The sequence below is a fragment of the Saccharothrix sp. BKS2 genome (assembly GCF_047689505.1).
In the GTDB taxonomy this organism is placed as follows: domain Bacteria; phylum Actinomycetota; class Actinomycetes; order Mycobacteriales; family Pseudonocardiaceae; genus Actinosynnema; species Actinosynnema lopnurensis.
On record NZ_JAUQOL010000014.1, the window covers coordinates 98,654 to 124,856 of the forward strand.

At 72.6% G+C, this 26,203-nt stretch carries 19 protein-coding genes; 4 read left to right on the forward strand and 15 right to left on the reverse strand.

Features of this window, described 5'->3' with window-relative positions:
• Positions 1-40 precede the first annotated feature (40 nt).
• From Q5530_RS28135 to Q5530_RS28160, 6 genes are all read right to left on the reverse strand, one after another.
• Entirely contained in the window at positions 41-3,367 is a 3,327-nt protein-coding gene (locus tag Q5530_RS28135; protein WP_415365815.1) for a S8 family serine peptidase, read from the reverse strand.
• A 278-nt stretch (positions 3,368-3,645) separates the two neighbouring features.
• Positions 3,646-5,235, reverse strand: coding sequence for a phosphoglycerate dehydrogenase (serA, locus tag Q5530_RS28140; RefSeq protein ID WP_415365816.1), 1,590 nt, complete (start codon positions 5,233-5,235; stop codon positions 3,646-3,648).
• Between the two features lie 408 nt (positions 5,236-5,643).
• Entirely contained in the window at positions 5,644-5,919 is a 276-nt protein-coding gene (locus Q5530_RS28145) for a DUF397 domain-containing protein (protein WP_415365818.1), read from the reverse strand.
• Between the two features lie 65 nt (positions 5,920-5,984).
• Positions 5,985-6,998: a ketol-acid reductoisomerase gene (gene ilvC, locus Q5530_RS28150; RefSeq protein WP_380641525.1), complete on the reverse strand. Its 1,014-nt coding sequence runs from the start codon at positions 6,996-6,998 to the stop codon at positions 5,985-5,987.
• Between the two features lie 30 nt (positions 6,999-7,028).
• Complete coding sequence (gene ilvN / locus Q5530_RS28155; protein WP_380641527.1) at positions 7,029-7,535, reverse strand: acetolactate synthase small subunit; 507 nt, start codon at positions 7,533-7,535, stop codon at positions 7,029-7,031.
• 57 nt (positions 7,536-7,592) lie between these two features.
• On the reverse strand, positions 7,593-9,434 hold the full coding sequence (locus Q5530_RS28160; RefSeq protein ID WP_415365820.1) for an acetolactate synthase large subunit: 1,842 nt from the start codon (positions 9,432-9,434) through the stop codon (positions 7,593-7,595).
• 290 nt (positions 9,435-9,724) lie between these two features.
• Here Q5530_RS28160 and Q5530_RS28165 point away from each other — a divergent pair, with 290 nt between their 5' ends.
• From Q5530_RS28165 to ilvD, 3 genes are all read left to right on the forward strand, one after another.
• Entirely contained in the window at positions 9,725-10,195 is a 471-nt protein-coding gene (locus tag Q5530_RS28165) for a PH domain-containing protein (RefSeq protein ID WP_415365822.1), read from the forward strand.
• Positions 10,192-10,638: a vitamin K epoxide reductase family protein gene (locus tag Q5530_RS28170; RefSeq protein ID WP_380641533.1), complete on the forward strand. Its 447-nt coding sequence runs from the start codon at positions 10,192-10,194 to the stop codon at positions 10,636-10,638. Before Q5530_RS28165 ends, Q5530_RS28170 begins: the two co-directional genes overlap by 4 nt.
• A 74-nt stretch (positions 10,639-10,712) precedes the next feature.
• Positions 10,713-12,557, forward strand: coding sequence for a dihydroxy-acid dehydratase (gene ilvD / locus Q5530_RS28175; protein WP_415365823.1), 1,845 nt, complete (start codon positions 10,713-10,715; stop codon positions 12,555-12,557).
• Between the two features lie 117 nt (positions 12,558-12,674).
• On the opposite strand, the gene Q5530_RS28180 is transcribed toward ilvD, so the two are convergent.
• Together Q5530_RS28180 and Q5530_RS28185 are read right to left on the reverse strand one after the other, a co-directional pair.
• Positions 12,675-13,448: a DoxX family protein gene (locus tag Q5530_RS28180; protein WP_415365824.1), complete on the reverse strand. Its 774-nt coding sequence runs from the start codon at positions 13,446-13,448 to the stop codon at positions 12,675-12,677.
• 72 nt (positions 13,449-13,520) lie between these two features.
• Positions 13,521-14,462 carry a 2-hydroxyacid dehydrogenase gene (locus Q5530_RS28185; protein ID WP_415365825.1) on the reverse strand — a complete coding sequence of 314 codons (942 nt, stop codon included), beginning with the start codon at positions 14,460-14,462 and terminating at the stop codon, positions 13,521-13,523.
• A gap of 228 nt (positions 14,463-14,690) precedes the next feature.
• Here Q5530_RS28185 and Q5530_RS28190 point away from each other — a divergent pair, with 228 nt between their 5' ends.
• Positions 14,691-15,875: a PQQ-dependent sugar dehydrogenase gene (locus Q5530_RS28190; protein ID WP_415365826.1), complete on the forward strand. Its 1,185-nt coding sequence runs from the start codon at positions 14,691-14,693 to the stop codon at positions 15,873-15,875.
• A 461-nt stretch (positions 15,876-16,336) separates the two neighbouring features.
• Here the strand turns inward: Q5530_RS28190 and Q5530_RS28195 are convergent, their stop codons facing one another.
• From Q5530_RS28195 to gatC, 7 genes are all read right to left on the reverse strand, one after another.
• Positions 16,337-18,811, reverse strand: coding sequence for a M14 family zinc carboxypeptidase (locus Q5530_RS28195; protein ID WP_415365827.1), 2,475 nt, complete (start codon positions 18,809-18,811; stop codon positions 16,337-16,339).
• A 292-nt stretch (positions 18,812-19,103) separates the two neighbouring features.
• On the reverse strand, positions 19,104-21,677 hold the full coding sequence (locus Q5530_RS28200) for a CHAT domain-containing protein (protein ID WP_415365828.1): 2,574 nt from the start codon (positions 21,675-21,677) through the stop codon (positions 19,104-19,106).
• A 219-nt stretch (positions 21,678-21,896) separates the two neighbouring features.
• Positions 21,897-22,220 (reverse strand): hypothetical protein, encoded by a 324-nt coding sequence (locus Q5530_RS28205; protein ID WP_415365829.1) that lies wholly within the window; start codon positions 22,218-22,220, stop codon positions 21,897-21,899.
• Positions 22,221-22,673: 453 nt separating this feature from the next.
• Positions 22,674-24,176 (reverse strand): Asp-tRNA(Asn)/Glu-tRNA(Gln) amidotransferase subunit GatB, encoded by a 1,503-nt coding sequence (gatB, locus tag Q5530_RS28210; protein ID WP_415365831.1) that lies wholly within the window; start codon positions 24,174-24,176, stop codon positions 22,674-22,676.
• On the reverse strand, positions 24,173-24,364 hold the full coding sequence (locus Q5530_RS28215) for a hypothetical protein (protein ID WP_415365832.1): 192 nt from the start codon (positions 24,362-24,364) through the stop codon (positions 24,173-24,175). The genes gatB and Q5530_RS28215 overlap by 4 nt, the downstream gene beginning before the upstream one ends.
• Positions 24,361-25,875 carry an Asp-tRNA(Asn)/Glu-tRNA(Gln) amidotransferase subunit GatA gene (gene gatA, locus Q5530_RS28220; RefSeq protein WP_415365833.1) on the reverse strand — a complete coding sequence of 505 codons (1,515 nt, stop codon included), beginning with the start codon at positions 25,873-25,875 and terminating at the stop codon, positions 24,361-24,363. The genes Q5530_RS28215 and gatA overlap by 4 nt, the downstream gene beginning before the upstream one ends.
• Positions 25,872-26,171: an Asp-tRNA(Asn)/Glu-tRNA(Gln) amidotransferase subunit GatC gene (gatC, locus tag Q5530_RS28225; RefSeq protein ID WP_015804727.1), complete on the reverse strand. Its 300-nt coding sequence runs from the start codon at positions 26,169-26,171 to the stop codon at positions 25,872-25,874. Before gatC ends, gatA begins: the two co-directional genes overlap by 4 nt.
• Positions 26,172-26,203: the final 32 nt, after the last annotated feature.

The window sequence follows — 26,203 nt, forward strand, 5'->3', positions numbered from 1 at the left end:
CGACCGGCCAGAGCGTGGAACGTCGATCAGCCCACCGGGATCAGTCCGCCGAGCGGTTGCCCGTCTTCCCCTTCACCTTCACCACGTCGGCGCGGTCGCCCGTCGCGTTGTGGTGGTGCAGCAGGAGCAGGCTGTCCGCGCCGTCGGCGGCCAGCGCCGCGGCGTCGCGGTTGACCACCAGCGCGGTGCCGGGGCGCGCCTGGTAGGACAGCGCGGCGTCGCCGCCGCCCTGGACCCACAGGCCCGGCTTGAGCGGGTCGAACGACAGCGGGCTCGGGATCGAGTCCACGAGGCCGTCGCCGGCGCCCGGCGCCAGGTAGAACCCGGCCACGCCCACCTGGTACGAGATCCGCGAGGTGTCCGCCGAGGCGTCGATGCCCAGCGCCGAGAGCAGCACCGGCAGGACCACCACGTTCGTGTCGAACACGTTGGTGTCGACGTCGCCGAACTGGCCGTTGACGCCCTGGATGTCGACCGTGGCGCCCGTGTTCAGGTCCACTGTGCTGGCGACCAGCAGGTCGGTGTCGGTCAGCTTGGTCGCGAAGACCTCGTAGTCGAACGCGCCGTCGCCGTCGGTGTCGATGTCGACGAACGGCACCGTGTTGCTGCCCAGGTTGTACCAGTTGCTCCAGGTGGCGACGCCGAACGCGAGCAGCGCCTCCTCCGGGTTGCCCTGCGCCCTGGCCAGCGGCGCGGTGGACGCGGCGCCGACGTAGCGCAGGTCACCGCCCTTGGCCGTGTCGTTGAGCGTGCAGTTGGTGGTGACGTTGCGGCGGCACTCCGGCAGCCTCGGCGAGGACGCCTGGAGCTCCAGCGCGCTGACCAGCGACTGGTAGGCGCCCTGGTTGAGGCCCCGACCGGTCAGGTTCAGCACCGCCTGGCCCTGGCCGTTGGCCTTGACGCTGCTCGGCGCGTTGATGTCGGCCACCGGCTTCGGCGCCGAGTACACCGGCACGCGCAGCGCGACCGAGGAGCCCGACTTCGGGGTGAGCACCACGCGGCCCGACGCGTCGGCCAGGAACTGGCGCGGCACGTCCAGGTGCAGCGGCTCGATCGTCGGGTCGACGGTCTTGCGCAGCGCCTTCGGGTCGTCGATCTTCAGCGTGACCTTGACCCGGGCGACGCCGCGCGGGGACACCCGGACGGTGTTCGCCGACAGCTCGTAGCGCACGCCCGGCATCTGGGTCAGGGCCTCGTAGCCCACGGTGTAGTCGACGAACCGGGTGGACTTGTTGACCACCTTGATGGTCTTGGTCAGCGACACCGGCTTGGCCACCTCGACCACGCCGAACGACGCGGAGACCGCGCCCGGGGCGTCCTCGACGAAGGCCAGCACCTGGTTCTCGACCGCGGCCTTGCCGTCCACGCGGCCGGAGCCGACGCGGTTGGGGGCGTAGGTCTCGCCGTCGGCCTTCACGTCGGAGCCCGCGGAGTTCATCACCGCGGCCTTGACCTCGGCCGGCGTCCAGTCCGGGTGGACCTGGCGCACCAGCGCCGCGATGCCGGCCACGTGCGGGGCGGCCATCGAGGTGCCGGAGTTGACGAACGACTTGCTGCCCGAGCCGACCAGCGCCGAGGTGATGGTGTCACCGGGGGCCGCGACGTCCGGCTTCACGACCGGGCCGCGCACGCCGCGCGAGGTGAACGAGCTGGGCGTGTCGCTGATCGACGGGTCGTAGGTCGGCAGCGAGGTCGCCAGGTCGCCGCCGAAGCGGACGACCAGGGTGCCCGCGTTCACGGCCGGGCGCAGCTGCGCGGTGGCCGTGCCGGTCAGCTGGAGGACCGGGATCAGGGCGTTGCCCGCGATGCCGGCGTTGAAGTGCTCCAGCTGCGAGGTGAACAGCGCGCCGATCGCACCGGCGTTGGAGGCGTTGTTGGTGCGGCCGGCCGAGCCGCACCGGCGCGTGGCGTCGTTGTCGTCCCACTCCAGCCACGCGACCTTGCCCGCCACGGCCGCCCGGTCGGCGGCCGAGAACGGCAGGCAGCCGTCGAGGTTGGCCGGGTCGCTCAGCTTCACGACCTGGCCGGTGGTGCTCACGCCCTCCAGGTTGAAGCTCTGGCTGTACTGGCCGGGCTTCGGGCCCGCCAGGTTCGCCGGGGCGGTCACCTCGACCGCGTCGCGCAGCACGTACGCGTCGCGGGTGCTGGCCACGGTCAGCGCCTCGGGGGTGCTGCCCGGCGAGCCGCCGATGTCGTACAGGTCGCCGCCGTTGCCCGCCGAGAAGACGGTGAGCACGCCGGAGGCGTTGAGCTTGCGCACGAACAGGCTGTCGGGGTCGTCCGGGGCGCCGTAGTCGGAGCCCAGGGACAGGTTGACCACGTCGAGGTGGTCGGAGAAGTCACCGTCGCCGTCGGGGTCGAGCGACCAGTCCAGCGCCTGCGCGGTGACGTTGGTGGAGCCGTCGCAGCCGAACACCTTCAGCGCGTACAGCAGGGCCTTCGGCGCGGTGCCGGGACCGATGCGCATCGCGTCCAGCGCCTCGGGGGTGAGCTTGGTGTAGTCGCCCTCGAAGGTGCTGCCGTCGGCGTTGACGCCGAAGCCCGCGGCGGTGCCGGCGACGTGCGAGCCGTGGCCGTTGCAGTCGAGCGGGTTCGGGTCCGGCTTCGGGGTGTTGAGCGCCGGGTCGTCGCTGCCGCCGTCGTAGGCGTTGCCGACGAAGTCGTAGCCGCCGACGACCTTGGCGGTCGGGAAGTACGACGCGTCGACCTTGGTCTCGTCGATGGCCTCGAACGCCTCGATGGTGCCGGGGCCCGCGAAGTCGCTGTGGGTGTAGTCGATGCCCGTGTCGATGATGCCGACGCGGGTGTCGTCACCGAGCTTGCCGTACTGCTGCCACGCCTTGAGCGTGTTGGTCAGCTGCACGGCGCTGGAGTTCTGGCGGCTCTTGGGCACCACGGTGCGGATGGACTTCACGTCCGCGCGCTGCGCCAGCTCCCGCACCTTGGCCGCGTCGGCCTGGACGACCACGCCGGGCACGCCGTTGGCGGTCCGGTACAGCTCCTTGGTGGCGCGGTCCTTGCCCTTGAGGTCGCCGACCACGCGGTCCACGACCTTGCCGGTGTCGTTCCTGGTCGCCTTGGCGGCGTCCTTGGCCTGCTGCTTGCTCGCGCCCTGGCCGGTCTTCTCCGCGTAGGCGTCGACGGCGGGCTTGGCCTCCAGCTCGACGAACGCGGTCACCCGGCCCCGGGCGGTGGAGAGCCGCTCGGAGACCTTCAACTGCAACTTGCCGGCGTCCAGGCCGCGCGCGGCGGCGACGGACGGCGCCAGCGGATCATCCGCGGCCAGCGCCGTGCCGGTGGACGCCACGAGGAGGATCGTGGCGAACAGCGGTACGGCTGATCTGGCGAAAACGCGAGATCGGCTCACAACGTGCCCCAACCGAGGTCGGATACGACCGGGCGGGCAGCGTCGCGACGTTTTCAGGGGGGACAGCTACCCGCGTGGTGCCGTGCCCTCTACGGCACCGGGTCAACCTCGTGGGAGGGAACCTAATCCCTCGATCGTGTCGAACAATTAGACCGAACGAGTGACGACGCCCACAGATTTGACAATCAACGGTCAACTGTCACGCCGCCGGGACCTGCGACGATATACATCGCAGGTCCCGGCGGCGTTAGTCCGTTCGGGGAAATACGACCTGCAAATCAGTCGAAGTCGACCGAGCGCACCGTGCGGGCGCCGACCGCCGCGCCGATCGGGTCGAGCACCGCGGAGTCCACCGGGCGGTCCACCCGCAGCAGCATGAACGCGTCCTGGCCGTCCTTGGTCTGGCTGATCTGCGCGGCCTCGACGTTCACGCCCGCCTCGCCCAGCAGGGTGCCGACGGTGCCCATCACGCCCGGCCGGTCCGGGTACTCCAGCAGCAGCACGTTGCCCTCGGCGCGCAGGTCGAAGCCGCGGCCGTTGACGCCGACCAGCTTCTGCACCTGGTCGAGGCCCGCGAGCGTGCCCGAGACGGTGATGACCGCGCCGTCCGCCTGCACCGCGCGCACCGTGACCAGGCTGCGGTGGTTCGCGCTCTCCGGCTCCTTGACCAGGTCCACCTGCACGCCCAGCGACTCGGCCAGCGCCGGCGCGTTGACGAAGGTGACCTGCTCCTCGACCACGCTGGAGAACACGCCGCGCAGCGCGGCCAGCGGCAGCACCGCCACGTCCTCGTTGGACAGTTCGCCGCGCACCTCGACCGTGACGCTGGTCGGGGCCTTCGCGGACAGCGCCGCGACGACCGTGCCCAGCTTCTGCGCCAGCGGCAGGTACGGGCGGACCTCCTCGCCGACCACGCCGCCGCCCTGCACGTTCACCGCGTCCGGCACGAAGTCGCCGGCCAGGGCGAGCAGCACCGAGCGGGCCACGTCCGTGCCCGCGCGGTCCTGCGCCTCGGTGGTGGACGCGCCCAGGTGCGGGGTGACGACCACGTTCGGGACGCCGAACAGCGGGCTCTCGGTGGTGGGCTCGGTGGAGAACACGTCGATGCCCGCGCCTCCGACCTGGCCCTCCTTGACCGCCTCGGCCAGCGCCTCCTCGTCGATCAGCCCGCCGCGCGCGGCGTTGACGATGATGACGCCGCGCTTGGCCTTGGCCAGCTGCTCGGCGCCGATCAGGCCCTTGGTCTCCGGGGTCTTCGGCAGGTGGATCGAGACGAAGTCGGAGCGCTCCAGCAGCTCCTCCAGCGTGACCAGCTCGATGCCGAGCTGCGCGGCGCGGGCCGCCGACACGTACGGGTCGTAGGCGATGACCGTGGTGCCGAAGGCGGCGATGCGGGCGGCGAACAGCTGGCCGATCTTGCCCAGGCCCACCACGCCGACGGTCTTGCCGTTGACCTCGACGCCGTTGAACTTGCTGCGCTTCCACTGGTGGTCCTGGAGCGTGGCGTGGGCCGCCGGGATCTGGCGGGCCGTGGCCAGCAGCAGGGCGACGGCGTGCTCCGCGGCGCTGACGATGTTGGAGGTCGGCGCGTTGACGACCATCACGCCGCGCTCGGTGGCGGCGGGCACCTCGACGTTGTCCAGGCCCACGCCCGCGCGGGCGACGACCTTGAGCCTGGTGGTCGCCTTGAGCACCTCGGCGTCCACCTTGGTGGCGGAGCGGACCAGGAGGGCGTCGGCGGTGGCGACGGCGGCGAGCAGCGCGGGACGGTCGGTGCCGTCGACGTGGCGCACCTCGATGTCTTCGCCGAAGACGTCGAGAACGGACGGTGCGAGCTTCTCGGCGATCAGGACAACGGGCTTGGTCACGGAACGTCGCTCCCAGCGGTCTGGTCGGGTGGTGAGCGCGGGGGCCGTCGTTGCCGTCGTTGCAGGTCGTCACCCGCGCCGGCCGGCCACGGCAATGTGTCCGGGTTGTTAACGAGCATAGTCAGCGACCCCGCCGACCAGAACGGCGGGTGCCCCCGTTTCACCTGCTGGAATACGGTACGCGCGTCCCGTTCGACCGGCCCACCACCGCACCCGGCCCAACCAACGAATCCCGAACGCTCAACTCGGGTACCCCGAACGTACGACTCGCCCAACCTGAACGTACGACTCGCGAGTCCCGAACGTACGACTCGCGCGGCGTGGGTGTTCGACACGTGCGCGAGTCGTACGTTCGGGACTACCGTGTCGTACGTTCGCGACCCCCGAGTTCACCGTTCGCGCACCGGATCAGTCGTCCCAGGGCTCGTCGAACTCGCCGTCCTTGACGCCGAGGATGAACGCCTCCCACTCGGCCGGGGTGAAGACCAGCACCGGGCCCTCGGGGTGGGCGGAGTTGCGCATCGCCGTGTAGGTCACGCCGTCGCTGTGCTCGACGAACGCGATCTCGACGTGCTCCTCCTCCTGCTCCGCGCCCTCGTCGCTGCGGATCCACGTGACACCGGCGAGGTCGAGGTTGCCCCGGACGTGGGCCTTGTCGTCGTAGATCGGCGCACTGTCGGTCATGGGGCCTAGGTATACCGGAGCCCGCGGTGCCGGTGAACACCGCGGGCCGCCGGAAACCGCAGGTACTAGGCCGTTTCGGTGATGGGCCGGTCCACCCACGACATGAGGCCGCGCAGCTTCTTGCCGACCTCCTCGATCGGGTGCTGCTCGCCCTCCTGCTGCAACTTCTTGTAGTTGCCGCGGCCGGCGTCGTCCTCGTTCACCCACTCGGTGGCGAAGGTGCCGTCCTGGATCTCGGCCAGGATCTTGCGCATCTCCTCCTTCACCGCGGGCGTGATGACGCGCGGGCCGCGGGTCAGGTCGCCGTACTCCGCGGTGTCGGAGATCGAGTAGCGCATCCGGGCGACGCCGCCCTCGTACATGAGGTCGACGATGAGCTTCAGCTCGTGGAGGCACTCGAAGTAGGCCACCTCGGGCGCGTAGCCCGCCTCGGTCAGCACCTCGAAACCGGCCTGCACCAGCGCCGACGCGCCACCGCAGAGCACCGCCTGCTCACCGAACAGGTCGGTCTCGGTCTCCTCCTTGAACGTCGTCTTGATGACGCCCGCCCGCGTGCCGCCGATGCCCTTGGCGTAGGCCAGGGCGAGCGCCTGGGCGTTGCCGGTCGCGTCCTGCTCGATCGCGATCAGCGCGGGCACGCCCTTGCCGTCCACGAACTGCCGCCGCACCAGGTGCCCGGGGCCCTTCGGCGCGACCATGGCCACGTCCACGTTGGACGGCGCCTCGATCAGGCCGTAGCGGATGTTGAAGCCGTGGCCGAAGAACAGCGCGTCGCCGTCCTTCAGGTTCGGCGCGATGTCCTGCGCGTAGATGTGCCGCTGCGCGGTGTCCGGCGCCAGGACCATGATCACGTCGGCCTCGGCGGCCGCCTCGGCGTTGGTCAGGACCCGCAGGCCCTCCTCCTCGGCCTTGGCCGCGGACTTCGAGCCCTCGCGGAGGCCGATCCGCACGTCCACGCCCGAGTCGCGCAGGCTCAGCGCGTGCGCGTGACCCTGGCTGCCGTAGCCGATGACCGCGACCTTGCGCCCCTGGATGATGCTCAGGTCGGCATCGTCGTCGTAGAAGATCTCGACGCTCACTGGTTGGTACTCCCTTTCCTACAGCGGGTTTCAGCGCACCGCGGTCGCGGTGATGGAACGGGCGCCACGGCCGATGGCGACCATGCCGGACTGGACGATCTCGCGGAGCCCGTAGGGCTCCAGCATCCGCAACAGCGCGTCGAGCTTGTCAGACGTGCCGGTGGCCTCGACGGTGACCGCCTCCGGGGAGACGTCGACGACCTTCGCGCGGAACAGCTGCACCGTTTCGAGGACCTGGCTGCGCACCGTCGCGTCGGCGCGCACCTTGACGAGCAGGAGCTGCCGCTGCACCGAGGCCGCGGGCTCCAACTCGACGATCTTGATGACGTTGATGAGCTTGTTGAGCTGCTTGGTGACCTGCTCCAGCGGCAGCTCCTCCACCGCCACGACGATGGTCATCCGGGAGATGTCGGGGTGCTCGGTGCGGCCGACGGCGAGCGACTCGATGTTGAAGCCGCGCCGGGAGAACAGGCCCGCCACTCGGGCCAGGACACCGGGCTTGTCCTCGACCAGGACGCTGAGGGTGTGCTTCGTCATCATCAGTCCTAGACGTCGTCTTCGTCGTTGCGGCTCTCGCCCACCGGGAGGCGGGCGCTACACATCGTCTTCGTCGAACAGCGGGCGGATGCCCCGCGCGGCCATGATCTCGCTGTTGCCGGTGCCCGCCGCGACCATGGGCCACACCTGGGCGTCCTTGCCGACCACGAAGTCGATGACCACCGGCCGGTCGTTGATCCCCATGGCCTGCTCGATCACCGCGTCGACCTGGTCCCTCGACTCGGCGCGCAGCCCGGCGCAGCCCATGGCCTCGGCCAGCATCTTGAAGTCGGGGATGCGGTGCTTGTGCGTGCCCAGGTCGGTGTTGGAGTACCGCTCGCCGTAGAACAGGGTCTGCCACTGCCGGACCATGCCCAGGTTGCCGTTGTTGATCACGGCGACCTTGATCGGGAGGCCCTCGATGGCGCAGGTGGCCAGCTCCTGGTTGGTCATCTGGAAGCAGCCGTCGCCGTCGATGGCCCACACCTGGACGCCCGGCACGCCCGCCTTCGCGCCCATCGCGGCGGGCACCGCGAAGCCCATCGTGCCCAGGCCGCCGGAGTTGATCCAGGTGCGCGGGGACTCGTACTTCACGAACTGCGCGGCCCACATCTGGTGCTGGCCGACGCCCGCGGTGAACAGGGTGTCCGGCGGGGTCAGCACGCCGATCCGCTCGATCACGTACTGCGGGGACAGCGTGCCGTCGTCGGGCCAGTCGTAGCCCACCGGGAACGTCTCGCGCCACACGTCGAGCTGCTCCCACCACGGGGCCAGGTCGACCGCGCGGGCGGCGTTCTCCTTCTCCACCCGGACGGCCTCGACCAGGTCGCTGATGATCTCCTTGCAGTCGCCCACGATCGGCACGTCCGCGCGGCGGTTCTTGGAGATCTCGGCGGGGTCGATGTCGGCGTGCACGACCTGCGCGTCCGGCGCGAACGTGGACAGCTGGCCGGTGACCCGGTCGTCGAACCGCGCGCCCAGCGCGATCAGCAGGTCGGACGCCTGCATGGCGGCGACCGCGGAGACCGTGCCGTGCATCCCCGGCATCCCCAGGTGCTGCGGGTGCGAGTCGGGGAACGCGCCGCGCGCCATCAGCGTGGTGACCACCGGGATGCCGGTGGACTCCGCGAGCGCCATCAGCTCGTTCGACGCCTCGGCCTTGATGACGCCGCCGCCGACGTAGAGGACGGGCCTGCGGGCCGCGGCGATCAGCTTCGCCGCCTCGCGCACCTGCTTGCCGTGCGGCCGGGTGGTCGGCCGGTAGCCGGGCAGGCGCAGCTCCGGCGGCCAGGAGTACGAGGTCATCTCCTGGAGCACGTCCTTGGGGATGTCCACCAGGACGGGGCCGGGGCGGCCGGTGGACGCCAGGTGGAACGCCTCCGCGATCGCGCGCGGGATGTCGGCGGCGTCGGTGACCAGGAAGTTGTGCTTGGTGATCGGCATCGTGATGCCGCAGATGTCCGCTTCCTGGAACGCGTCGGTGCCGATCAGCGGACGGGACTGCTGGCCGGTGATGGCGACCACCGGGACGGAGTCCATGTTGGCGTCGGCCAGCGGCGTGACCAGGTTCGTCGCGCCGGGGCCCGAGGTCGCCATGCAGACGCCGACCTTGCCGGTGGCCTGGGCGTAGCCGGTCGCGGCGTGCCCCGCGCCCTGCTCGTGGCGGACGAGCACGTGGCGCACCTTGGTGGAGTCCAGGAGCGGGTCGTAAGCAGGCAGGATCGTGCCGCCGGGGATGCCGAAGACCACCTCGCAGCCGACCGCTTCGAGGGAGCGGACGAGCGACTGGGCGCCGGTCACGCGGACCGGGGCGCCGCTCGGCGGGGCCGGTTTCGGGCGGGGTCCAGGGCGGGGCGACGACGACTCGCCGGGAGCCGGTCGCGAGGTTGCGCTGGTCATCTTCTGCCTCGTGGTTAAGGGTGCACGGTCCGGGCACGAAAAAACCCTCGCCAACCCGGACGGGTAGGACGAGGGTCGCGCGTCGACGCAAGCTCGAACTGCCTAGGCGTCGACGCGCCTGGGAAGTACGAGGACGAGGTTGCGCTGCATGGCGGTGACGTTAACCGTCAAGCCCGGCGAGCGTCAACTGTGCGGGACGGCGCTCCCGGATCGTGGAACCCGGCCTGGTCCGCGCACCGCCCGACCGGGTGGCGTGAACGCCCGAAAGGCGAGGTGGGACCATCGGGGACGTGCCGAAAGTCGTGTTCCGCGTCCCCACCCCCGCCCTGCTCGCCGCGGGCCTGGCCCTCATCTGCGTGACGCCGGTGGCGTGGGCCGCGCCCGGCCTCCAGGTGATCTACCTGCTGCCGCTGGGCTTCGCGCTGTGGGTGGTGCGCAACCGGACGGCGGTGGACGGCGAGCGGATCGTGGCGCGCAGCACGTTCGGCAGGCGCGTGCTGCCCTGGGCGGACGTGAAGGCCATCAAGGTTGACCCGAAGGGGTGGTTGTCGGCGGTGCTGGCGGACGACACCCTCGTCCGGCTGCCCGCCGTCCGGACCGGGCACCTGCCCGCGTTGGCGGCGGTCAGCGGCGGTCGGGTGGCCGACCCCACGGCGGCGGTCGCGGCTCCCGGGGACGCCGTGCCCGACCAGGGGGACGCCGCTCCTGACGCCGCGCCTGACCAGGAGGCAACGCCGCCGCCCGTAAAGTCCGGGGAGTGAGCCAGCACACCACCCGCGCGTGGGGCCGGGTGCCGGTGGTCAGCCTCCTGCTGTCCCTGGCCGGCCTCGCCGTCTCGACCTACCTCACGATCGCCCACTTCCGGCAGGGCGCGCTGCTGTGCGCGGAGGGCGAGGTCATCGACTGCGGCACGGTCACCACCAGCGAGCAGTCCGAGCTGCTGGGCATCCCCGTCGCCGTGCTCGGCCTGGCGTTCTTCGCCTTCCTCACCGTCGCCACCCTGCCCTTCGCCTGGCGGGTGGCGGCGCTGCACTGGGCGCGCCTGGCGGCGGCCGGCGTGGGCGTGCTGTTCGTGGTCTACCTGGTGGCCGCCGAGTTCCTGCTGATCGGCAAGATCTGCCTGTGGTGCACCGCCGTGCACGTCATCACACTCGCGCTGGCGGCTGTGCTGGTCACGGGGGCGTTGCGACGGAGTAGCCTCTAAGCACCGCTCCCACCACCGGCGCCCACCCCCGCGCCGTTCGCGATCAGCTTCCACGCAGACTTCCTGGAGGAGCCGTGCCACCGCTCCGTTCCCGCACCACGACCCACGGCCGCAACGCCGCGGGAGCCCGCGCGCTGTGGCGTGCGACCGGCATGACCGACTCGGACTTCGGCAAGCCCATCGTGGCCATCGCCAACTCCTACACGCAGTTCGTGCCCGGTCACGTGCACCTCCGCGACCTCGGCGACATCGTGGCGGAGGCGATCCGCGAGGCGGGCGGCGTGCCGCGCGAGTTCCACACCATCGCGGTCGACGACGGCATCGCCATGGGTCACAGCGGGATGCTCTACTCGCTGCCCTCGCGCGAGATCATCGCCGACTCGGTCGAGTACATGGTCAACGCGCACCAGGCCGACGCGATCGTGTGCATCTCCAACTGCGACAAGATCACCCCGGGAATGCTGAACGCCGCCATGCGGCTCAACATCCCGGTGGTGTTCGTCTCCGGCGGGCCGATGGAGGCCGGCAAGGCGGTCGTGGTGGACGGCGTCGCCGTCGCGCCGACCGACCTGATCACCGCCATCTCCGCCTCCGCCTCACCGGACGTGGACGACGCCGGCCTGGCCGAGGTGGAGCGCTCGGCGTGCCCGACCTGCGGTTCCTGCTCGGGCATGTTCACCGCGAACTCCATGAACTGCCTCACCGAGGCCCTGGGCCTGGCGCTGCCCGGCAACGGCTCCACGCTGGCCACGCACGCCGCCCGCCGCGAGCTGTTCTCCCGGGCCGGCCGCACCGTGGTCGAGCTGTGCCGGGCCTACTACGGCGACGACGACGAGTCGGTGCTGCCGCGCTCGATCGCCAACCGCGCGGCGTTCGAGAACGCCATGGCGCTGGACATGGCGATGGGCGGCTCCACCAACACCGTGCTGCACATCCTCGCCGCCGCGCGGGAGGGCGAGGTCGACTTCGAGCTGACCGACATCGACGCGCTGAGCAGGCGCGTGCCGTGCCTGGCGAAGGTGTCGCCGAACTCGGACTACCACATGGAGGACGTCCACCGGGCCGGTGGCATCCCGGCCCTGCTGGGCGAGCTGTGGCGGGCCGGGCTGCTCAACGAGGACGTGCGCACCGTGCACAGCCCGGACATGGCGTCGTGGCTGTCGGCGTGGGACGTCCGCGCGGCGGACCCCTCGCCCGAGGCGGTCGAGCTGTTCCACGCCGCGCCCGGCGGCGTGCGCACCACGCAGGCGTTCTCCACCTCGAACCGCTGGTCGAAGCTCGACACGGACGCGGCGGGCGGCTGCATCCGCGACGTCGAGCACGCCTACACCAGGGACGGCGGCCTGGCCGTGCTGCGCGGCAACCTGGCCGAGCGCGGCGCGGTCATCAAGGCGGCGGGCGTCGAGGAGGAGCTGTGGCGCTTCGAGGGGCCGGCCCGCGTGGTCGAGTCCCAGGAGGAAGCGGTCTCGGTGATCCTGAAGAAGGAGATCCAGGCGGGTGACGTGCTCGTGGTCCGCTACGAGGGGCCGGCGGGCGGGCCGGGGATGCAGGAGATGCTGCACCCGACCGCGTTCCTCAAGGGCGCCGGCCTGGGCAAGAAGTGCGCGCTCATCACCGACGGCCGGTTCTCCGGCGGCACGTCCGGCCTGTCCATCGGGCACGTCTCGCCGGAGGCGGCGGGCGGCGGCGTGATCGGCCTGGTCGAGGACGGCGACCGCATCCTGATCGACGTGCACGAGCGGCGGTTGGAGCTGCTGGTCGACGAGGCCGTGCTGGCCGAGCGGCGGGCGAAGGTGGAGGCGTCGGAGCGGCCGTGGCAGCCGGTGGACCGGGTGCGCCCGGTCACCTCGGCGCTGCGCGCCTACGCCCGGATGGCCACTGACGCCTCCACGGGCGCGGTGCGCGACGTGAACAGGTAGGGGCGGTTCGCGAGGGCCGGTCGGCGGGGTTCCGTCGGCCGGTTTTCGCTGTTCAGAGGGGTTGGGCGGGGGTCGGTCGCGGGTCTGGTCGCGGGCCTTTCGCGGGCCTTCCGCAGGTCAGCGGAACACGTACAGGGTCGCCGTGGTGGCGCCCGCCGCGAGGAGCAGGCACAGGAAGCCGGCCGTCAGGGGGTGGCGGAACCAGCTGCGGCCGCGGTCGAGCGCCGCCCGGCCCGGACCGGTGAAGAGCAGGCCGAACGCCATCGCCGCGTAGGCGACCTCCAGCTCCACGCCGTTGGGCGCGAAGAACCCGCCCCGGAACTTGAGCGCGATCACGTTCGCCACCACGCCCAGGACCCCGGCCGCCGCCAGCGGCGTGAACAGGCCCAGGACCAGCAGGCCGCCGCCCGCCAGCTCGGTGACGCCGGTGACCCACGCCAGGATCCGCGCCTCCCGGAACCCGGCCGCCTGGAGGTACCGCTCGAAGCCGTCGATGCCCGGCCCGCCGAGCAGGCCGAACACCTTCTGCAACCCGTGCACGACGAACGCCCCGCCCAGCGCCAGGCGCAGCACGAACAGGCCGAGGTCGGCGCTGCCGCTCCAGCCGAACGGTGTGCGCTCGTCCTCGTCGTCGTAGTGGGTGGGCTCCGGGTCGGCGTCGTCGACCACCGGCGTGTACCCGGTCGTGTCGAAGCCCCGGGTGTCCTTGTCGCGGGCGGTGTCGTAGGGGTCGTCGTAGGCGTTGCCGCGGGGGTTGCCGTGGGCGTCGCTGTAGGTGTCCCGACCGAACGACCGGGTGCCGTCGTCGAAGTGGTGCGCCCCTCCGGTCGGGTAGGGCCCTGAGCCGGAGTAGCCGCCCGAAGCACCGGAGCGGTCGTCGTGAGTAGCCACGCACCCGCACGTTAGGAGGTTCGGCCGACCACCGCGAGCGTCCGTTCCGCAGCGCCCGGTAGACCGAACGGGCTAGTAGTCCCCCTCGACCAGGTTGGCCGGCTGCTCACCGCGCGCGAACCGGGCCACCTCTGAGGCGACGACCGCGTAGGCGCGCTCGGCGTGCCCCGTGCAGCTGCCCGCCACGTGGGGGGTGAGGAACAGGCCGGGCGCCGACCACAGCGGGTGGTCGGCCGGCAGCGGCTCCGGCTCGGTCACGTCCAGCGCCGCCCGCAGCCGGCCCGAGCCCAGCTCGGCCAGCAGCGCGTCGGTGTCGACCACGGCCCCGCGCGCGGCGTTGACCAGGACCGCGCCGTCGCGCATCCGGGAGAGGAACTTCGCGTCGACCATCCCGGTGGTCTCGGCGGTCAGCGGCACCACGACCAGGACCGCGTCGAAACGGCCCAGCAGGTCGGGCAGCTCGTCCACGCCGTGCACCCCGGGGCGGGCCGTGCGGCCGACCATGGTCGCGCTCGCCCCGAACGGCTCCAGCCGGCGGCGGAACTGCTCACCGAGGTCGCCCGCGCCGACCACGAGCACCTCCTTGTCCTGCAACGTCTCCGTCAGGTGGTAGTCCCAGCGCCGCTCCTGCCGGGCCCGCTCGAACACCGGGAAGTCCCGGTAGACGGCGAGCAGTGCGCCGATCGCCCACTCCGCCGTGCTGCCGCCGTGGGCGCCCCGGCACGTGGACAGCAGCACCCCGTCGGGCACGACCCCGATGAACCGCTCCGCGCCGGCCGACAGCAGCTGCACCAGCTCCAGCGCGGGCAGCTGGGCGAACACCCCGGCCGGGTCGGTGCCCTGGAGGAACTTCGGCACCAGGACCCGGGCCCGCGCGGCCTCGGCGGGCAGCTCGCGGCCCGGCTCGTAGCGGACGGGCCGGACACCCTCCACCTCGGACAGCACGTGGACACCCAGGTCGTCGGGCACCAGCACGGTCAACTCGTCGTCGGTTCCACGGTGGGGCAGCGTCACGCCGGGCACGTTACGCACGTCGACTCCCCTGCCGCCACACCGCCTCCGCCGCCCCTGGCCGGCTTTCCCCTTGGGTCGTGACGACTGTCATAGGTGGGGGTGGGGCCGGTGGCTCGTCTCGTTTCGGGTCGGGTCGTCTCGGGCCGTCTCGGCTCGTCTTGGCTCGTCCCCTCTCGGCGCTCGGGCCGCTCACCCCGCGTTCACGACCGCGCACCTAGTCTGGATGGCGTGTCGCGACTGCGTGGAGTGCTGATCGGGTCGGCCCTGGGCCTGTTGGCCGCGGGCTGCGCGAGCTTTCCCGAGCAGCCCTCACCGGCGGAGTGGAGCCCGGCCCAGCAGCTGACGCCGCAGGCGGGGCCGCGCCCCGAACTGCCCGGCGAACTGCCGCCCAGCCCCCAGGGCCAGCAGCCCGGCCAGTCGCCGACGCCGGTGCCGCCGCCGCAGGGGTGCAAGGACTTCAGCCCGGCCGTGGTCGCGACGTGCCTGGACCCGGTGTCCGGGGTGGCGCTGATCGACGTGAACCAGTCCACCGGTGCGGTGACGGCGCTGGCGACCGAACGGGCGACCGGCCGGTTGCTGCGAGTGACCAAAGACGTGGACCCGGTCGAGCTGGCGAAGTTCGAGGTGGACGCCACCACGGGCGGCGGCCTGACCGGCCTGACGCTGTCCCCGACCTACGCCGAGGACCAGCTGGTCTACGTCTACGTGACGACGGCGACCGACAACCGGGTGATGCGCATAGCGCCCGGTGACGTGCCGAAACCGGTGCTGACCGGCATCCCGAAGGGCGCGTCGGGCAACCGGGGCGCCCTGACCCACGACCGCACGGGCGCGCTGCTGGTGGCGACCGGCGACGCCGGCAACCCGGCGCTGGCCGCGGACCCGAACTCGCTGGCCGGGAAGATCCTCCGGATCGACGGCTCCGGCCAGCCGGCCCGCGGCAACCCGGCGGCGGGCTCCCGGGTGCTGACCAGCGGCCTGCGCTCACCGGGCGGCCTGTGCGTGTCGGGCGACGGCACGAAGACCTGGGTGACCGACGCCGGCACGTCAGCCGACCTGCTCTACCGCGTGGACGCCGGCAAGCCCCTGGGCGACCCGGCGTGGTCCTGGCCCGAACGACCGGGCGTCGGCGGGTGCGCGGCGATGTCGGACGTGGTCTGGCTGGCGACGTCGGCGACACCCGGCAGCCTCTCACTGCCGATGAGCCCCGACGGCAGCTTCAACGGCAAGCCCGAGGTGACGCTCGACGGCGAGGACGGGTTCGGGCGGCTCGGACCGATGGTGGCGCTGGACGACCAGACCGCGCTGGTGGGCACCGTGAACAAGACCCCCGGCGGGTCGCCGGTGTCCAGCGACGACCGGGTGGCGATTGTCGTGCGCCAAACCGGCGGCGGCAACGGCGGACGGGACTGAGGTCTCGGGGACAGGGGCCGGCTGCGGTTTGGGGACTGGCGGTCAGGCCGGTGGTCAGGCCGGTGGTCAGGCCGGTCGGTCAGGCCGGTCGGTCAGGCTGGTCGGGAAGCCCGTCGGTCAGGCCAGGCGGTGAGCCCGGTGGTCAGGCCAAGCAGTGAGCCGGTCAGTCAAGCCAGGCGGCCAAGCCAAGCGGTGAGCCGGTCAGTCAGGTAGCGGACACTCAGGTAGGCGGTCAGGCCGAGCGGTGAGCCAGGCGGTCAGCCGGACCAGGCGGTCAGCTGATCAGCCGGGCCGAGTGGTCGGGTAGTCGGTCAGGTGGGGTGGTCGGCGGCTCCATTTCATTTCCAACCGATGATCGGTGACGGTGTTTCCGTACATTTTCGGGCCATCTTCACCCGAAAGTGTGGGTCCGACCCACGTGGAACGGCTGGTGGGAGTCGTTCCGCCGCTAGTGCACAAGATCATTGTGCCGTGCGGTAGATGGCGTCGGCCACCTGCCAGTACAACCCTTTCGGGTGGTCTCGGAAGAGTGGTTCCGTGCCGAACAGCACCGCCCTCGCCCCCCGTGCCGACGTCCCGGCGACCACCGCCGCCTGTCCGGCCGCCTCCTCCTGCCCACCCGAACCGTCCGGGCGGGAGGTCCAGTGGCCGGCAACCAGCTGCCGATAACGCTGCATCACCTCGACACCGTCACCCAGGTCGGTGAACCAGTGCGGGGCGTAGACGAACGTGTGGTCCGGTCGCCCGGTCGGGCCCGTGACGCCCACCACGCCGTTCGCGTCCTCCTTGCCCGCCACCGCCCGGACCGGCAGCACACCGGTGTCGGAGTTGAAGCGGGCGCCCGCGGCACCCCGGGTCACCACGCCGCCACGGGACAGGAAGGCGTCGACCCCCGCCCTGGCCCCCTCACCCAACTGGTCGTACCGCAGTCCCGAGGACACGACCAGCACGTCCACCTGCGCCAGGTCGAACCCGCCGTTGAGCACGGCGGTCGACACGGGGCGCACGTCGAAACCCATGTCGCGCAACGCCTTCAACTCGTCGGCCGCCACGGCGGCGGCCACGGCCACCGGGCGCAGCGGGGTTCCGCCCGGCCTCCCGGGGGTGAACCGGACGCCGTGGCGGTCGGCTGCCGCCGCCACCTCCGCGCGGGCCGTGGCGGGGGCCACGACGGTGCCGTCCTCGTGTCGGCGGAGCTCGATCCCGTGACCGAGGAGGTCGTTGACCGCCGCGACGTCCTTGCCGTCGGTGAGGGTTAGGGCGAAGCCCGCCCCGGTCGTGGCGGGCAGCGAGCCGGTGGGGGCGGCGGCGACGACGGCGCGGCCCCGCACGTCCAGCCGGCCCGAGCGCACCACGTCCACCGACGCGCCCCACAGCAGGCGGTGGCTCCAGCCGGAGATGTCGTACATGACCGGAACCGCGTCGGACAGGTCGCGGCCCGCCTCCAGCATCACGTTGGCCAGCGCGCGCTTCGGCTGGTGCATGTCCACCACGTACGACCCGATCGGGTAGTGGCGGCCACCGAGCGTGAAGGGGCGGTCGGCGCGGGTGACGCGCACGTCGTGCGCCACCAGGTGGTCCACGAGCCTCGCCGCGGCGGGGCCGGACCGCTGCCGGTCGCCCACCGGGACGACGTAGGCGCGGGGGAACTCCGTGGTGTACCGGTCCTCCGGCCCGAAGCCCGGCACGATCCCGTCCGGCAGGCGCCGCTGCGGCTCGCCGGCGGCTCCGCGCCGGAAGATCTCGACCTGGTTGTCGACCATGGACGTGCGGTGGTCGCGCACGTAGGACAGGGCGCCGCGGATGGTCGCCTCCACGACATCGGTGTTGATGGCCGAGCGCCGCCGCAGTTCGGGCACCGGCTGTGCCTCGTAGTCGCCTCGGTTCACCCTCATGGGGATCTCGATCGTGTAGGACACCGCGCCGTGGTACATCGCGTACTGGGCGGTGTAGATCGGCGCCCAGCCGTCCCACACGCCGGGTTCGTAGTCGCGGAAGGGGATCTCGGGCCGGGCCGCCTCGGGGTGGCCGAGCGCCTGCACGGCCTGCTCCATGCGCAGCCCGCCCGCGTAGCCGTGCTTGATGTAGAGGTCGAAGTCGTAGTTCTGGCCGTGCGGCGGGGTGGTCGGCTCGATCAGCGTGTTGGCCACGTACCCGTGCTGGTCGAGCACCAGCACGGGCTGGATGCGCTGGACGAGGTCGCGCATCGCCCGCGACTCGGGCTGCGACGAGGTCGCGAAGTCCCGGTTCAGGTCGAACCCGCTCGCGTTGGCGCGCGTCCCGGCCACGCGCCCGTCCGGGTTCGCGGTGAGGTTGACGTGCACGCGGTGGCGCCCGAGGAGCTCCACCACCCGCCGGTCGCGGGTGAGGCTCAGGTCCTCGATCACGCGCAGGGCCCCGTCGGTGCCCTCCCACTCGTCGCCGTGGATGTTGGCGTTGATCCAGATCGGCGCCTTGTAGGCGTGGCGCAGCAGGACGTCGCGGCGGGCGGCCTCCGGGTTGTTCTCGATCTTCCCGCGCCACGCGTCCTGGCGGCGCGCCTCGGCCGGGGTCTCGGGCGCGGTGAGGGTGACCAGGTAGAGGTCGCGGCCCGCGGTGGACTGGCCGATCACCTCGACGGAGATCCGGTCGCTGCGGCGCTGGAGGTCGTTCAGGCGCGGCGCGAGCGAGTGGTACGGCGCGAGGCCGAGCTTGATCGACCTGTCGGTGGGGTGCTCGGGGAACTCGCGCAGCAGGGTGCGGCGCGGGTAGCCCTGGACGGCCTCGGGCCGGTTCTCACCCCGCGCGGCGGTGACGGCCGGCGGCGGGTCGACGGCGGCGACGAGGTGGCGCTCGGGGCCGTTGCCCGGTTCCGCGCCCCGGCCGGCCGGGGGTTGGGCGGTGGCGGGTGTGGTCAGGGTGGCCAGCAGCACCACCGTCAGCAGCAGCGAACGCACCGCGCCCTCCGATCGCCGGGGGAATTCACCTCAACCCTGGGTAGTCGGTGGGTGCTTGCCCGGTCAACCGGTCGAAAGGCTGGTTGACCGGACGAAAGGCAGGTCGGGCGGGGCGAGGACGGGGGGAGGAGGTGTCGGGCAGCAGGGCGAAAGGCGGCGGGGCGGTGGGGCGGTGGGTGGCAGGACAGCGGCGGGGCAGCGGGGGGCGGTGGGGCGGCGACGGAGCGGCGGGACAGCGGGGCGAAAGGCAGCGGGGCAGCAGCGAAAGGGCACCCGGCCGAACCCCGGTCGTTCAGCCCGAGCCCAGGCAGACGAACGGGCGGCGCAACGGGTCCACGGCCACCGCGTCCGCCAACGCCACCGCGGGCGACGCCCCACCGGAGAGGTTGCGGTGGAAGTCGGCCATGGCCGCCGCCGACGGCTGGTCACCCACCCTGCTGGACGCGGCGATGACCGTGCGCGCGCCGCCGGCCAGCAGCGCCCCGGCGAACCCCAGGGGCTCGTCACCGGGCCGCACGCGGTTGAGCGCCAGCTCGCACGCCGCCAGCACCACCTGGTGCGGCGGGTGGCGCACGCGGCCCACCTCGTGCGCGAACATCGCCCCGTCCACCAGCTCCAGCCGCGAGAACAGCGCGTTCTCCGGCTCGTGCTCGCCGTGGGCGGCGATGTGCGCCAGCTTGACCCCGTCGAGCGCCTCCAGCACCGCCCCGACCTTCGCCTCGGCCACGCCGAGCAGCTTGGCGTCGCCGTGGTAGCCGGCGAGCAGGTCGATCTCGCCCTGCGCGGCCTGGAGCCCGGGTCCGCGCACCAGCAGCACCCCGCCGGCCGGGTGCCGGTCCTCGCGGACCGCCGACACCCAGGCGGTGGCCGAGGGCACGGCCGTGGTGGGTCGGTTGGCGCAGGTGGGCAGCACGCCCCAGGGCACCACGTACAGCGTGCCGGTGGGCACGACGACCAGTTCGCGGTCGCCGATCATCGGGGCGAGGGGGCGCAGCAGCACCCGGTCCAGCTTCTCCGCCTCGCGCCGCGCGGACGCCGAGATCACCCCGAGCAGGGGTGGCGGGAGGTGGTCGGGGGCGAGGGCGTCGAGGTCCGCGTGCAGCCGGCGCGCGTCCTCGGTGACCGCGGCGGCGGAGCCGAGCCGCACCAGCCGCACCCGGTCGTCGACCAGCACCACGGCGGTCAGCTCGTCGCCGGCGATCGCGTAGCTGACCATCGCCCGCCCGGTCAGCCGGGCGAGCACCTCCTCGGCGGTGACGACGGGGCGGGGCGTGCCCCAGGGCGTGGCGCTCCAGCCGAGCTGGTTGGCGGCGCGCTGGCCGGCCTTGAGCAGCACCTCCAGCCGGGCGGTCGGCAGGCCGTCGAGCCTGGCCCGCAGCAGGGCCCGGCTCAGCCGCCGCACCTCGGCGATCCGCTCGCCCAGCTCCGAGTCGGCATCGGATTCGACCGGGTCGTACCGGTAGAGCTGGGCGCGGGTGCGCTCCAGCCAGGTGAACAGGCGCTTGGCGTTGGCGGTGGAGTCGCCGCCGTCGAGCACCAGGCGCACGGCCAGCTCCCCGAGTTCGCGGCCGTGCACGGCGGTGCCGGACACCAGTTCCAGGCCGCCGAGCCGGTCGCGCATCCGGCCCAGCTCCGCGAGCCCGGCCTTGGCCTGGGCCAGCGCCACCCGCCGGTTGCCCCGGGCCAGGGCCAGTTCCGCCCGGCACAGCCGCAGCAGCATCCGGTGGTCGATGGGGGTGATCCGGCGCGTCGTCGGCACGCCGCGCAGCAGGTCGGCGGCCCGGTCGGGCGCGCCGCGGCGGATCTCCACGCGGGCGGCCAGGACCAGCGCGAACGCGGCCTGGTCGGCGAGCTTCAGCGCGGCCAGCTCGGCGGACAGGGCGATCGCGCGGGCCACGACCCGGGCCGGCGGCCAGCGGAACCCCAGCGCCTTCGACACGTCCACGCGCAGCGCGATCAGGCCCGCCACCGCCGCCCACGCCGGGCTGCCGCGCCGCAGCAGCTTGCGCTGCGCCGCACCGGCCATCCGCTTGGCCAGCACGAGGTCGCCGTCCTGGAGCGCCGCGGCGGCGCGGAACAGCTCGGCCTCGGCGACGTCCTGCCCGATGCGCTGGCGGCGCAGCTCGGGCAGCACCTCGTCGAGCAGCCGGCCGGCCTCGTCGGCGAGGCCGACGCTGATCATGGCCTCGGCCTGGTCGATGCGCAGGCGCAGCAGCAGGCCGGGTTCCAGCTCCTGGAAGGCGCGGCTCGCGTCCTGGTAGTGGCGCAGGGCGGCGGGGATGTCGCCGGCGCGCTGCACGACGTTGCCCAGGGCGTGCTCGGCGATGGCCGCGCGCAGGGGCAGGTCGTGGGTGCGGGCGAGGGCCACGGCGCGGTCGAGGTCGCGGACCGCCCGGTCGACGCGGTGCGCCTCGCCGTGCGCGTTGCCGCGGTTGGACAGCGCGAGCGCGAGCAGGTCCACGGCCTCGGTGTCGGCGGCCCCGGGACCCGAGACCCCCGGACCGGGCACCCCGGAGCCGGGAATCCCCTGACCGGGCACCCCGGGAGCCGTACGGCGCGCGGCGAGGCGGCGCTCGCTGCGGTCGATCTCCAGGTCGAGCTGGGCCACGCCCTCGTCGACCCGCCCCACCCGGCACAGCAGGGCGGCGCGGTTGAGGTTGACCTTGGTCGACAGCTGGGCCCGCAGCGCCTCGTCGCGCAGGCCGGACAGCTCCTGGTCCACGCCCGCGAGCTGGGTCAGGCCGTCGTCGACGTTGCCGGTCTCGGCGAGGCAGAACGCGAGGGTGTTGCGCAGCCGGGTGCGGACCTCCAGGCGCTCCTGCGGGTCGATGCCGGGGATCTCCAGCAGGGCCAGGCCCCGGCGCATCCACCGGATGGCAGCGGGGTGGCGGTCCGCGGTCGCCGCGTCCAGCGCGTTGCGGTGGAGCCGGCGCGCGGACGCGACGGCTCTGCCGGGGTCCTCGGAGTCGCGCGTCCCGCGTCGTCCGCGTGCGGGTGAAGGCGCAGGCACGGTCATATCAGATCACACACCGCGGGCGGGCACCCCCGGCCGACCGGGGGCACCCGACGCGCGTTCACCTCGGGATCAGGTGGTGCTGATGGCCGCCGGTTCGTCGGTGGTCGGCTTGTACGGGCCGCCGTTGGTCTCCGCCGGGTCGCCGGTGGGCTTGTAGGGCCCGCCCATCGGGGTGACCACGGGGTCGCCGGTCGGCTTGTACGGGCCGCCCATCGGGGTGACGAGCGGGTCGTCGGTCGGCTTGTACGGGCCGCCGTTCGGGTCGTCACCACCGTCGGGGACGACGAGGGCGGGCGGCAGCTCCTCCTCGGTGATCGCGTCGATGATCTCGTCCTCGATCGCGTCCTCGATGGAGTTGATCTCGGCGACCAGCTCGGGATCGGTTCCGGGCATGGCGTTGTCCTCCCCTGCAACGGCCCCGCGGCGGGGGGCATCGGCGGTGGCGTCCGGCGGTCCTCCCCGACCGACCGAACGGGCCCAGCCTGACACAGATGGACGCAGCCGGATGGAAAATTTTCACCGAGAGCGACGAAGAAAGTGATCAAGCCCACGTCTGACCAGCAGCGGCATCACTTAGCCATGGACGTTACCACTCCAACGGAGTAATCAATTAACGGAATGCAGTGACCGCGGGGCCGCAATACTGGTACTCCGGCCGGGCCCGCCGAGGTGGAATCCTCCCGCGACAGTCGCCCCGCGACAGTCCCGCCGGGTCCGTCCCACCCGGTCCGCCCCACCCGGTCCGTCCCACCGGACCCGTCCCACCCGGTCCGCCCCACCGGGTCCCCGGCACGCGAAAGGGGCGGGCCCCCCACCGGGACCCGCCCCCTCACCTCGCCCGACCGCTCACGAGCAGCGCGCGATCACCAGCTCCCGCACGCGCTTGGCGTCCGCCTGGCCCTTCGTCGCCTTCATCACCGCGCCGACGATCGCGCCCGCCGCCGCGACCTTGCCGTCGCGGATCTTGGCCGCCACGTCCGGCTGCGCGGCCAGCGCCTCGTCCACCGCCAGCTCCAGCGCCGAGTCGTCCGAGACCACCTTCAGGCCCCGGGCCTCGACCACGGCCTCCGGCTCGCCCTCGCCGTCGAGCACCGCGTTGACGACCTCGCGGGCGAGCTTGTTGGTCAGCTCGCCCGAGTTCACCAGCGCCACCACCCGCGCCACCTGCGCCGGGGTGATCGCCAGCCCGACCAGCTCCACGCCCCGGTTGTTGGCCTGCTGCGGCAGGTAGGACACCCACCACGACCGGGCCTCGACCGGGGTCGCCCCGGCCGCGACCGTCGCCGCCACCAGGTCCAGCGCGCCGGTGTTGACCAGGTCGCGCAGCTCGGCGTCGGTCAGGCCCCACTCCTGCTGCACCCGCCGGCGCAGCTCCCACGGCAGCTCGGGCAGCGTGCCGCGCAGCTCCTCGACCCACTCCCGGGACGGCGCGATCGGCACCAGGTCGGGCTCCGGGAAGTACCGGTAGTCCTCGGCCGTCTCCTTGGTGCGACCGGAGGACGTGCCGCCGGTGGACTCGTCGAAGTGCCGGGTCTCCTGGGTGATCGAGCCGCCGGCCGCCAGCACCGCCGCCTGCCGCGTCATCTCGAACCGCACGGCCCGCTCGACGCTGCGCAGCGAGTTGACGTTCTTGGTCTCGGTGCGGGTGCCGAACTCGGTGGCGTCCTTGGCCATCAGCGACACGTTCGCGTCGCACCGCAGCGAGCCCTGGTCCATCCGCACGTCCGACACGTCCAGCGCCTTGAGCAGGTCGCGCAGCGCCGACACGTAGGCCCGCGCCACCTCCGGCGCGCGCTCGCCCGTGCCGGTGATCGGCTTGGTGACGATCTCGATCAGCGGCACGCCCGCCCGGTTGTAGTCCAGCAGCGAGTGCTCGGCGCCGTGGATGCGGCCCGTCGCGCCGCCCACGTGCAGCGACTTGCCGGTGTCCTCCTCCATGTGGGCGCGCTCGACCTCGACCCGCACCACCTCTCCGTCGTCCAGCAGCACGTCCAGCCAGCCGTTGAACGCGATCGGCTCGTCGTACTGGGAGGTCTGGAAGTTCTTCGGCATGTCCGGGTAGAAGTAGTTCTTCCGGGCGAACCGGCACCACTCGGCGATCTCGCAGTTCAGCGCCAGGCCGATGCGGATGGCCGACTCCACCGCCTTGCCGTTGACCGCGGGCAGCGCGCCCGGCAGCCCCAGGCAGACAGGGCACACGTGGGTGTTCGGCTCGCCGCCGAACAGGTTCGCGCACCCGCAGAACATCTTGGTGCTGGTGTGCAGCTCGACGTGCACCTCCAGCCCCAGCACCGGGTCGAAGCGCTCGATGACCTCGGCGTAGTCCATCAGCTCGTGCACCGACGTCATGCCTTCCCGCCCTTCCGCAGATCCCGCGCGGCCAGCGCCGCGCCCGTGATCGCCACCAGGATGCTCGCCGCCGCGTTGGCCAGGGCCAGCTTGTCGTTCTTGCCGCGGGCCGACTTCAACGTGGAGAACGCGCTGGTGGCCGCGCCCGCGGCGCCGACCAGCGACAGGAACGGCCGCGCCCGCTTCACCGCGCCACCGCCGGCTCCGGCACGCCCAGGATCAGCGGCGCGCCGGCCGCCGCGTCCCGGGCCACCTCGTAGGCCGCAGCCACCCGGTACATGCGGTGGTCCTGGAGCGCCGGGGCCATGATCTGGAGGCCCACCGGCAGCCCGTCCTCGTCGGACAGTCCACTGGGGACGCTCATGGCGGCGTTGCCGGCCAGGTTGGCGGGGATCGTGCAGAGGTCCGCCTTGTACATGGCCATGGGGTCGCCGGTGCGCTCGCCGATCCGGAACGCCGTGGTCGGCGTGGTCGGCGAGACCAGCACGTCCACCGTGGCGAACGCCTGCTCGAACTCGCGCGAGATCAGCGTCCGCACCTTCTGCGCCGACCCGTAGTAGGCGTCGTAGTAGCCCGAGGACAGCGCGTAGGTGCCGATCATGATCCGCCGCTTGACCTCGGCCCCGAAGCCCGCCTCGCGGGTCAGCGACATGACCTCCTCGGCGCTGCGCGTGCCGTCGTCGCCGACGCGCAGGCCGTAGCGCATGGCGTCGAAGCGGGCCAGGTTCGAGGACGCCTCGCTGGGCGCGATCAGGTAGTAGGCGGGCAGCGCGTAGTCGAAGCTCGGGCAGGAGACCTCGACGATCTCCGCGCCGAGCTGCTTGAGCTGCGCCACGGCCGCCTCGAAGCTGCGCAGCACGCCCGGCTGGTAGCCCTCGCCGCTGAACTGCGTGACCACGCCGACGCGCACGCCCGACAGGTCACCGGAGGCGCCCTCGCGGGCGGCCGCGACGACCGGCGGCACGGGGGCGTTCACCGAGGTCGAGTCCAGCGGGTCGTGGCCGCCGATGACCTCGTGCAGCAGCGCCGCGTCCAGCACGGTCCGCGCGCACGGCCCCGCCTGGTCCAGCGAGGAGGAGAACGCCACCAGGCCGTACCGGGAGACGCCGCCGTAGGTGGGCTTCACGCCGACCGTGCCGGTGACCGAGCCGGGCTGGCGGATCGAGCCGCCGGTGTCCGTGCCGATCGCCAGCGGCGCCTCGAACGCGGCCAGCGAGGCGGACGAGCCGCCGCCGGAGCCGCCCGGGATGCGGTCGAGGTCCCACGGGTTGCGGGTTGGGCCGTAGGCCGAGTTCTCGGTGGACGAGCCCATCGCGAACTCGTCCATGTTGGTCTTGCCGAGGATCACGATGCCCGCCTGCCTGAGGCGGCGGGTGACCGTGGCGTCGTAGGGCGGGCGCCAGCCCTCCAGCATCTTCGAACCGCAGGTGGTGGGCACGCCCTCGGTGGTGAAGACGTCCTTGAGGGCCAGCGGCACGCCGGCCAGCGGGCCGACCTCGACCCCGGCGGCGAGGTCGTCGTCCACCTTCTTCGCGGCGGCCAGCGCGCCCTCGGTGTCGACGTGCAGGAACGCGTGCACCGCGCCGTCGACCTGGTCGATCCGGTCGAGGTGGGCCCGCGCGACCTCGACCGCGGAGACCTCGCGGCTCGCGATCTTGGCCGCCAGCTCGGCGGCGGTGCTGCGGATCAAGTCGCTCATGCTTCCTCACCCAGGATGCGGGGGACGCGGAAGCGGCCTTCCTCGGCGGCGGGGGCGCCCGCCAGCGCCTGCTGCTGACCGAGGCTGGGACGCACCACGTCCTCGCGGAACACGTTGGTCAGCGGAACGGCGTGCGAAGTGGGCGGGATGTCCGCGGTGGCGATGTCGCCCACCGTGGCCACCGACTGGAGGATCACGTCCAGCTGACCGGCGAACAGGTCCAGCTCGTCGTCGGTGACGGCGAGCCTCGCCAGTCGGGCCAGGTGCGCGACCTCGTCGCGGGAGATGCTGGGCACCTCGTCAACCCCCGGGGGTCTGGTTTTCTCGG

What these genes read in the sequence shown, in the direction of transcription:
- ilvN (WP_380641527.1), bottom strand. Translation starts at nt 7,535, where the DNA reads ATGACGAAGCACACCCTCAGCGTCCTGGTCGAGGACAAGCCCGGTGTC.
- Q5530_RS28160 (WP_415365820.1), bottom strand. Translation starts at nt 9,434, where the DNA reads ATGACCAGCGCAACCTCGCGACCGGCTCCCGGCGAGTCGTCGTCGCCC.
- gatA (WP_415365833.1), bottom strand. Translation starts at nt 25,875, where the DNA reads ATGAGCGACTTGATCCGCAGCACCGCCGCCGAGCTGGCGGCCAAGATC.
- Q5530_RS28200 (WP_415365828.1), bottom strand. Translation starts at nt 21,677, where the DNA reads ATGCGCCGGGGCCTGGCCCTGCTGGAGATCCCCGGCATCGACCCGCAG.
- Q5530_RS28145 (WP_415365818.1), bottom strand. Translation starts at nt 5,919, where the DNA reads ATGACCGACAGTGCGCCGATCTACGACGACAAGGCCCACGTCCGGGGC.
- Q5530_RS28205 (WP_415365829.1), bottom strand. Translation starts at nt 22,220, where the DNA reads ATGCCCGGAACCGATCCCGAGCTGGTCGCCGAGATCAACTCCATCGAG.
- gatB (WP_415365831.1), bottom strand. Translation starts at nt 24,176, where the DNA reads ATGACGTCGGTGCACGAGCTGATGGACTACGCCGAGGTCATCGAGCGC.